Origin of the sequence: Streptomyces sp. NPDC050704 (assembly GCF_040654355.1) — a bacterium.
Lineage (GTDB): Bacteria > Actinomycetota > Actinomycetes > Streptomycetales > Streptomycetaceae > Streptomyces.
Window position 1 is genome coordinate 1 of sequence record NZ_JBFAHW010000223.1, and the last position, 7220, is coordinate 7220.

Genomic DNA, 7220 nt, shown 5'->3' on the forward strand with positions numbered 1-7220 from the left:
ATCATCCAGGCGTTGGCCGCGGCAGCGGTCGGCCATGCCGCCAAGGGCTCTGCGCCGACGCTCGCCTGAGCCGAGCCGGTTACGGCTCGTGCGTGGACAGGGTGAACAGCGCGGTGGGCCGATCCTGTTCGGGCCGCATCCCGATCTTGTGGAGACGGATCCCGATCCATCCTCCGACCGCGCAGCCCACTCATCGTACGAAACACGGCAGTTGAGCGGAAACAAGCTATCCAGGTACCGCCGGTGCCTGGATAGGCGATGCGGTCGGGCGCAGGCTCTCAGCCATGGACAACACACCGACCACCACCACATCCACCACCCCTGCCACCCTGGGCCTGCTGGCCGGCAAGGTCGCCTTCATCACCGGTGCCGGTCGCGGCATAGGCGCCGCCGCGGCGCGGCTGTTCGCCCGGGAGGGTGCCCGGGTGCTGCTCGCGGCCCGAACGGAGGCCCAACTGAAAACGGTGACGGAGGAGGTCCGAGCGGCGGGCGGCATCGCGGACTACGTGGTGTGCGATCTGGCCGACACCGCCGGCGTGCGCGCCGCCGTCGACCGCACCGTTGAGCTGTACGGCCGGCTCGACGTCGCCTTCAACAACGGCGCGACGATCATTCCGCCCGGCCCGATGGACCAGGTGGCCGAGGCCGACTTCGACCACATCTACGCCGTGAACCTCAAGGGCCCGTGGCTGGCCATGGTCGCCGAGGTCGCCGCCATCCGGGCCACCGCCGGGACGGGCGCCATCGTCAACAACTCATCCGTCGGCAGCCTGATGGGCAACCCCGAACTCCCCGCCTACGGTGCGATGAAGCGAGCGGTCAACAGCCTCACCGAGTCGGCTGCCATCACCTACGGGCCGGAAGGCATCCGCGTCAACGCCATCGCCCCCGGCCACACGCTGACCGAGATGATCCGTACCTGGGAAGCGGATTCGCCCGGTCTCTCCGAGCGGCTCAAGGCGCACACCCCGCTGCGCCGTGCGGCCGACCCCGACGAAATCGCCCAGGCCGCCGCCTGGCTCCTCAGCGACCGCTCCTCCTTCGTGACCGGCACGGTACTGCGGGTCGACGGCGGCGCGCGGGCCTGAGCCGGGGGCTGCCGCCACACCGGCGCGGGAGCGTCTTCTGCCCGGCCGCGCCCTGCCTGCCTGGCGCTGTCCCCAAGGTCCAGGGGTGGTCTGTCAGCGCAGGTCGAGTCGCATCAGGATCCGGGGGTGACCGGCGAGCACCGAGGTGGTGTCGGCGGCGTGGGTGAACCCGGCACGTTCGAAGTTCTTCCGGATACCGGCGTACGCCATCGTCATGTCCACCTTGGCCGCACCGTTGTCGAGAGGGTACGCCTCGATCACCGGTGCGCCGTGAGCACGGGCGAACTCGACCGCACCGGCGATGAGGGCGTGCGAGATCCCCCTCTTCCGGTGACCGGGGCGTACCCGGATGCACCACAGCGACCACACCGGCAAGTCGTCGACGTGCGGGATTTTGCGGTTGCGCGCGAAGGAGGTGGCCGACCGCGGGGCCACGGCGGCCCAGCCGACCGGCTCGTCGCTGTCGTAGGCGAGGACACCGGGAGGGGGTTGCGTACGGCACAACTCGGCGACGTACTCACCGCGGGCCGGCCCGCGGAGCTCGTTGTTGAGCTTGGACGGGATCCGGTAGCTCAGACACCAGCAGACGTTGGCTCCGGGTGACTTCGGGCCGAGCAGCGTACGGACATCCTCGAAGACCGAAGCCGGGCGAACTTCGATGGTCATGGCGCCACGATGTCACGGCGTACGTGGCGACGCCGATCGACCTTCGACCGAACCGTGAACCGGATGCCTTTCGGGACTGCCTCGGTCTGTCAGCGGTTGCGTGGGGCTACCAGGCCCGATTCGTAGGCGAGGACCACGAGTTGGGCGCGGTCGCGGGCCCGGAGTTTGGCCATGGCCCGGTTGACGTGGGTTTTCGCGGTCAGCGGGCTGATCACCATGTGGTCGGCGATCTGGTTGTTGGACAGGCCCTGCGCGACCAGGGCGACGGCCTCGCGTTCGCGGCTGGTCAGCCCTTCCAGGCCTGCGGCGGCGCCGATGGTGGGCGACTGGGTGACGTACCGGTTGATCAGCTTGCGGGTGATGGACGGGGCGAGCAGGGCGTCACCGCGGGCGGCGACGCGTACGGCGTGCAGGAGGTCTTCCGGCACGATGTCCTTGACGAGGAATCCGGCGGCGCCGGCCTGCAGCGCGTTGAACACGTATTCGTCAAGGCCGTAGTTGGTCAGGATGACGACGTGCACCCGGGCCAGGGCCGGGTCCGCGGCGATGCGCCGGGTCGCCTCGATGCCGTCGACGACCGGCATCTGGATGTCGATGAGCGCGACGTCGGGCAGGTGTTCCCTGGCCAGAGCCAGGCCCTCCTCCCCGTCGCCGGCCTCGGCCACCACCTCGATGTCGTCTTCGAGGTCGAGAAGCGCGCGGAACGCGCTGCGCAGCAGCGGCTGGTCGTCGACCAGCAGGACCCGGATCATGACGTCCGGTCCACGGGAAGTTCCGCGTGGACGGTGAAGCCGCCCGCGCTGCGCGGTTCCGCGCTCAGCCGCCCGCCGAGGATGGTGACTCGCTCGCGCATCCCGAGCAGCCCGACGCCCGGCATCAGGACGGCGTCCGGCGTGGCCCTGCCGTCGTCGTCGACTCGTACGGTCAACGCGTCGGGACCGTAGTCGATCCGTACCGACGCCGTGGCCGCGCCGGCGTGCCGGGCGATGTTGGTCAGCGACTCCTGAACGATCCGGTAGACGGTCCGGCCCACCGCGGCGGGCACGTCCTGTCGGTCTCCTTCGATCGTCAGCGCCGCGTCAAGGCCGGTCAGCCGGGCACGCTCCACCAGCTCCGGCACGTCGTCGAGCCCGTGCGGCGGAGCCGTGCCGTCGTCGCGCAGCGCCTCCAGGGTCGCTCGCAGTTCCCTGGTCGCCTCACGACCGGCCTGCTGGATCGCCAGCAGGGCCTCCGGCACCTGTTCGCCGCGCCTGCGCGCCACGTGGACGGCCACTTCGGACTGCACCTTGATGATCGAGATCTGGTGGACGAGCGAGTCGTGCAGCTCGCGCGCGATGTGCAGCCGTTCCTCGTCGGCGCGGTGCCGTGCGGTCTCCTCCCGGGTGCGCTCGGCTTCGTCCGCCCGCCGTTCGGCCTGCCGCAGCGCTTCGCCCGCGGCGCCGGCGGCGATCAGCCAGGCGATCTCGAGGGCGTCGCGGGCCTGCGCGAACGCCTCGCCCGTGTCATGCAGGGAGGCCAGGGCCGCGAGCGGAAGAGCGGCCAGCATGGCCACGCTCGCCGCCACCGTGACCGTGCGGTGTCCCGCCCGCACGGCGGCGTACACCGCGAACAGGTACGCGACGGCCGGCACGTCGAAGCCGACCGCCTGGTAGCCCACCGCGCAGAGCCCGGTGACGGCCAGGACGGGAATCGGAGCCCGGCGACGGGCGGCCAGCGCCAGGCCGCCGGCCGCCAGCAGCGCGTAGCCGAGCAGGTCGAGGTCTCCGGCGGGGTCCTGTTCGGACAGCCCGGTGATCAGCAGTGTCGCCGCCACGCAGACGGCGATCACCCAGTCTCCGCTGCCTGCCCGAACGCCGAACCGTCCTGTGCCCATGCGCGCACAGTAGTCCGGATGCCACCGCGGGCGAGTCCCGCCGGCGGACGAGCGGCCGACTACCGCGCCCGCAGTACTTTCGCCGCGTCTGCGGCATCCGCGGCAGCCGGGTGCGCCGGCGACGGCAGCGCGAAGTGCATCCCTCTGCTGGACGACCGGTGGTGCGCCCCGCGACATGCTCGGGAGACATCCAAACCCCGCAATCGAGACGCACGAAAAGAAAAGAGGAGAGAGACATGGGTTCATCAGGAGCTCTGAGGTCAGTCCGGCTAGGGATCGCCGTGGCCGGAGCCGCCCTGCTCGGGGTGTTCGGGCTCACCTCACCGGCGGCCGCGCACGTCTCCGTCGCCGCCGGTGGTATCGGCTCCGGCTCTGGGCGGGACGGGGCCATCGTGGCTTCCGTGGTGGCGCTGATCGGCATGGTCATCGGTGGGCTGGCCCTCGCCCGCACCACCGGCCGTTTCGGCTCCGGCTCCGCTTCCGGTTCCGGGCGGAACGGGGCCGTCGTGGCCCTGGTGGTGACGCTGATCGGCATGGTCCTCGCCGGGGTGCATCTGGCCACCTCCACCGGTGGTTTCGGCACCGGCAACGGACGAGCCGGGGCCATCGTGGCCTTGGTGGTAGGGCTGATCGGCATGGTCCTCGGTAGGCTGGCTCTGACCCGCTCCCGCCGCACCGGTTGACCCGACCGACCGTCTGACCCGGCCATGGTGCCGGGTCAGTGCCCGTGTGGCGGTCCCTGTCCCTTAGAACATGGCCTTTAGAACATGGCCTTGGACAGCACCGGTACCTCACACTTGGGCCATGGAATTCGCCGTCTTCGTGACCTTGCCCGGGCTCGTCATCCTGCTGACTGTGCTCGCCTTCGCAGACCAGCTGTTTCTCCGGGCCGGACGGGCCGGACTGCTGCCGTGGCGCAACAGCGTCCGGCAGGGGCAGATATCCGCGACCGGGTTCGAGCAGCTGCACGCGAGTTTCTCGCCGGGCAAGCAGAACGAACTCAAGGAGCGGCAATCGGCCCTGCTGATGCGGGACGACGAGGAGGACGGCGCGCCGCCCCACCGGACAAGGGTCGACCTGGAGCGAGGAACCGCGGTCGTTCGCATGCCGCAGGGCGATCAGTAGCGGGCCGGTCGGACCGGTCAGTCCGGGAGGACATCGGTCGCGCCATGCCGCTGGAGTGCGTACAGAAAACTCCTGTGCGCCGGCTCGTACACCTCTGCGATCATCCCCGGATGGCGCACAGTCTCGAATCGCTGGTCATCCGGCACACCCACCGCCTTCCCTCTCCCAAGGGCTCCGTCGGTCAAGGAGCCGTCGCCGCGCGGCAGTTCGACGCGGCGCTGACGTCCGTGGGCTTCAAGCTCTCGGCGGAGCTGCTGGCGCGGCTGTCGGGACTGTCCGAGGCCGCGGTCGTGCACACCGCCCGGCGGACGCTGCGCACCGTGGGCGAGATGGCGGGCGACCACGTCCGGCACAACACGTACTTCATCGACTTTCCGGCGAACGTGCCGGACACCGAAGAGTTCTGGATGCGGTGCGTGGCGAAGGCGCTCGGCGACGAGAAGTCGCGCGAGAACGTGCTGACGCAGCTGGCACACGGGGTGCTCGACCTGCTCAGCCTCCCCACGTACGGCCGCTACCAGCACACATACGAGGAGATGCTCGCGGCGCAGGACGAGCTCGTCGCCTCGGCGGGCGACCGGGTGACCGTCCTGCACCTCGGGCGGGACCTGGACGACGAACTCACCGACCTGTACCTGGCCTTGGCGGGCAGCACGACCCCGCTTGGCGAGGACCACCTGCGCGACCTGAAGACCCTCGCCGAGCGGTGCGCGCTCGGCCCTCAGCCGGAGGCGATCCCGGTCCGGGAGAACCGGGCGGTCGTCAACGAGGCCCGGCTGGCTGTCGGCGCGGACCTCCTGCTGGACACCGTCACCGATGTGCTGCGGCTGGCCTGCGCGCTGTCGGACGGCGACGTGACGCTGCGGGAGCCGACCCGGTTCCGGGCGCTGTCGCGGCCGGTGCGCCGGGGACTGCTCGCGGGCCTGGACGCCGTGGTCGCGGCGAACCCCGCCAAACTGGCCGATGTGCACGCGCACCGGGAGCCGTTCAAGCGGCTCGGCGAGCGTCTGCACCCGCACGAGTACCCGCGCTGGCCGCACGCCGCCGACGTGTTCGCCGTCGCGCGGGGCGAGAAGGAGGCGCGCTCCTTCGACAGCCGGGTCGAGAAACTGCTCGACGAGTTCGACGTCCTCGGTGCGGTGCGGCTGCTCAAGTCCGCTCCCGGCAAGCTGTTCCGCGCCCTGGACCTCCTGCTGCGTATCGCCGCCGACCAGGAGGAGCGGGACGCGGTGGTGGCCGCCGCGGTGCAGGTCGCTCCCGAGGTCTCCGGCCGGGTCGTGCTCTCGGTCCGCGAGCACTTCCAGAACCGGGAGCGGGAGACCGACGAACCCCGGGTCTTCGTCAACCGCCGTGGCCGCGGCTGGGTTGCCCCCGACGTCCGGCCGCCAGTCCCCGCAGCCGACCGCGAGCGGCTGATCGCCGCGCTCGACGCCGAGATTGGCCGCCGGATCCCGGTGCCGGGCCGGCTGCTGCTCGACCCCGAGGTCCTGGACGTGGCGCTCCCGCTCAGCGGCCGGGCGACCGCGGCCGGGCTCGGTGTGCTGCCGCGCGGGTCGCTCTCGGCGGTCGACGGCGACCAGCTGCGCTTCTTCGTGTACTGGAAGCAGACCGAGGAGCGGACCGACTACGACCTCTCGGCGCTGCTTCTCCACACCGACTACAGCACCGACTCCTGGCTCTCCTACACCTCCCTCACCGCGGTCGGAGGCCAGCACTCGGGCGACATCACCGAGGCGCCCGACGGGGCCTCGGAATTCATCAACCTGTCCCTGGACCGGGTCCGCAGCACGTTCATCGTGCCGCAGGTCAACATCTACGCCGGCGAGGGCTTCGAGGAGGTCGAGGAGTCGTTCTTCGGCTTCATGCTGCGCGACGGCGAGCAGAAGGGCCGGCCGTTCGAGCCGCGCACGGTGCGGATGAAGTCGGAGCTTCGCGGGGTGGGCCGAGTGGCGCTGCCGCTGGTGTTCCGGCGCGAGGACGACGGCCGGTGGCGCGCGAAGTGGCTGCACCTGTACCTGAAGGGCATCTCGTCGGCCAACCGGGTCGAGGAGAACCAGCTGTCGGTGTCCAAGGTGGTGCGCGCCCTCGTGGAGCGCGAGCAGCTGACGGTGCGGTACCTGATCGACCTGATGTCCGGCGACACCACGACCGTGGATCTGTGGGACGGCGAGCCGGTCCCGGACGAGCCCGTGACGTACATCGGTCTCCAACGGCCCGAGGGGCTGCACCCGGACTCGACGGTCATCACCCTCGAAAACCTGCGCGACTTGATCCCGGGCTGAGTGCTAGCGTTGCCTGCGGCGAGGCCATGAAGGGGCTTCCTTCTCACTCACTCCAAATGAACTCAAGTCCTTTCGCTTTCCTCGCCGTCGACCGCGGGCTGTGCCGCGCTGCTGCTGGGGATGCTGCTGGTGATCGACGCCGGGTCGGGGAGCATCACGGCGACGCGGACTCTGTTGTGGACGACG

Annotated in this window: 7 protein-coding genes; 4 read left to right on the top strand and 3 right to left on the bottom strand. The window is 70.6% G+C overall.

Features of this window, described 5'->3' with window-relative positions:
- Window positions 1-284: 284 nt before the first annotated feature.
- On the top strand, window positions 285-1088 hold the full coding sequence (locus tag AB0I18_RS51040) for a glucose 1-dehydrogenase (RefSeq protein ID WP_363112718.1): 804 nt from the start codon (window positions 285-287) through the stop codon (window positions 1086-1088).
- Window positions 1089-1181: 93 nt separating this feature from the next.
- Here the strand turns inward: AB0I18_RS51040 and AB0I18_RS51045 are convergent, their stop codons facing one another.
- The 3 genes from AB0I18_RS51045 to AB0I18_RS51055 all read right to left on the bottom strand — a co-directional run bounded on the left by AB0I18_RS51045 (window position 1182) and on the right by AB0I18_RS51055 (window position 3627).
- Window positions 1182-1754 carry a GNAT family N-acetyltransferase gene (locus tag AB0I18_RS51045; protein WP_363112719.1) on the bottom strand — a complete coding sequence of 191 codons (573 nt, stop codon included), beginning with the start codon at window positions 1752-1754 and terminating at the stop codon, window positions 1182-1184.
- 89 nt (window positions 1755-1843) lie between these two features.
- The gene (locus AB0I18_RS51050) at window positions 1844-2506 is read right to left on the bottom strand and encodes a response regulator transcription factor (protein ID WP_363112720.1); all 663 of its coding nucleotides are present in this window, start codon (window positions 2504-2506) and stop codon (window positions 1844-1846) included.
- Window positions 2503-3627: a histidine kinase gene (locus AB0I18_RS51055; protein WP_363112721.1), complete on the bottom strand. Its 1125-nt coding sequence runs from the start codon at window positions 3625-3627 to the stop codon at window positions 2503-2505. Before AB0I18_RS51055 ends, AB0I18_RS51050 begins: the two co-directional genes overlap by 4 nt.
- 281 nt (window positions 3628-3908) lie before the next feature.
- Between AB0I18_RS51055 and AB0I18_RS51060 the strand changes: the two genes are divergently transcribed.
- The 3 genes from AB0I18_RS51060 (at window position 3909) to AB0I18_RS51070 (ending at window position 7034) form a co-directional block, all read left to right on the top strand.
- Window positions 3909-4310, top strand: a complete 402-nt coding sequence (locus tag AB0I18_RS51060) for a DUF6223 family protein (RefSeq protein WP_363112722.1) — start codon at window positions 3909-3911, stop codon at window positions 4308-4310.
- Window positions 4311-4431: 121 nt separating this feature from the next.
- The gene (locus AB0I18_RS51065; RefSeq protein WP_363112723.1) at window positions 4432-4752 is read left to right on the top strand and encodes a DUF6191 domain-containing protein; all 321 of its coding nucleotides are present in this window, start codon (window positions 4432-4434) and stop codon (window positions 4750-4752) included.
- Window positions 4753-4862: 110 nt separating this feature from the next.
- On the top strand, window positions 4863-7034 hold the full coding sequence (locus tag AB0I18_RS51070) for a TerD family protein (protein WP_363112724.1): 2172 nt from the start codon (window positions 4863-4865) through the stop codon (window positions 7032-7034).
- Window positions 7035-7220: the final 186 nt, after the last annotated feature.

Bases quoted from the DNA above. Each gene is read 5' to 3' on its own strand.
- AB0I18_RS51040 (WP_363112718.1), top strand. From the start codon at position 285: ATGGACAACACACCGACCACCACCACATCCACCACCCCTGCCACCCTG.
- AB0I18_RS51045 (WP_363112719.1), bottom strand. From the start codon at position 1,754: ATGACCATCGAAGTTCGCCCGGCTTCGGTCTTCGAGGATGTCCGTACG.
- AB0I18_RS51050 (WP_363112720.1), bottom strand. From the start codon at position 2,506: ATGATCCGGGTCCTGCTGGTCGACGACCAGCCGCTGCTGCGCAGCGCG.
- AB0I18_RS51055 (WP_363112721.1), bottom strand. From the start codon at position 3,627: ATGGGCACAGGACGGTTCGGCGTTCGGGCAGGCAGCGGAGACTGGGTG.
- AB0I18_RS51065 (WP_363112723.1), top strand. From the start codon at position 4,432: ATGGAATTCGCCGTCTTCGTGACCTTGCCCGGGCTCGTCATCCTGCTG.
- AB0I18_RS51070 (WP_363112724.1), top strand. From the start codon at position 4,863: ATGGCGCACAGTCTCGAATCGCTGGTCATCCGGCACACCCACCGCCTT.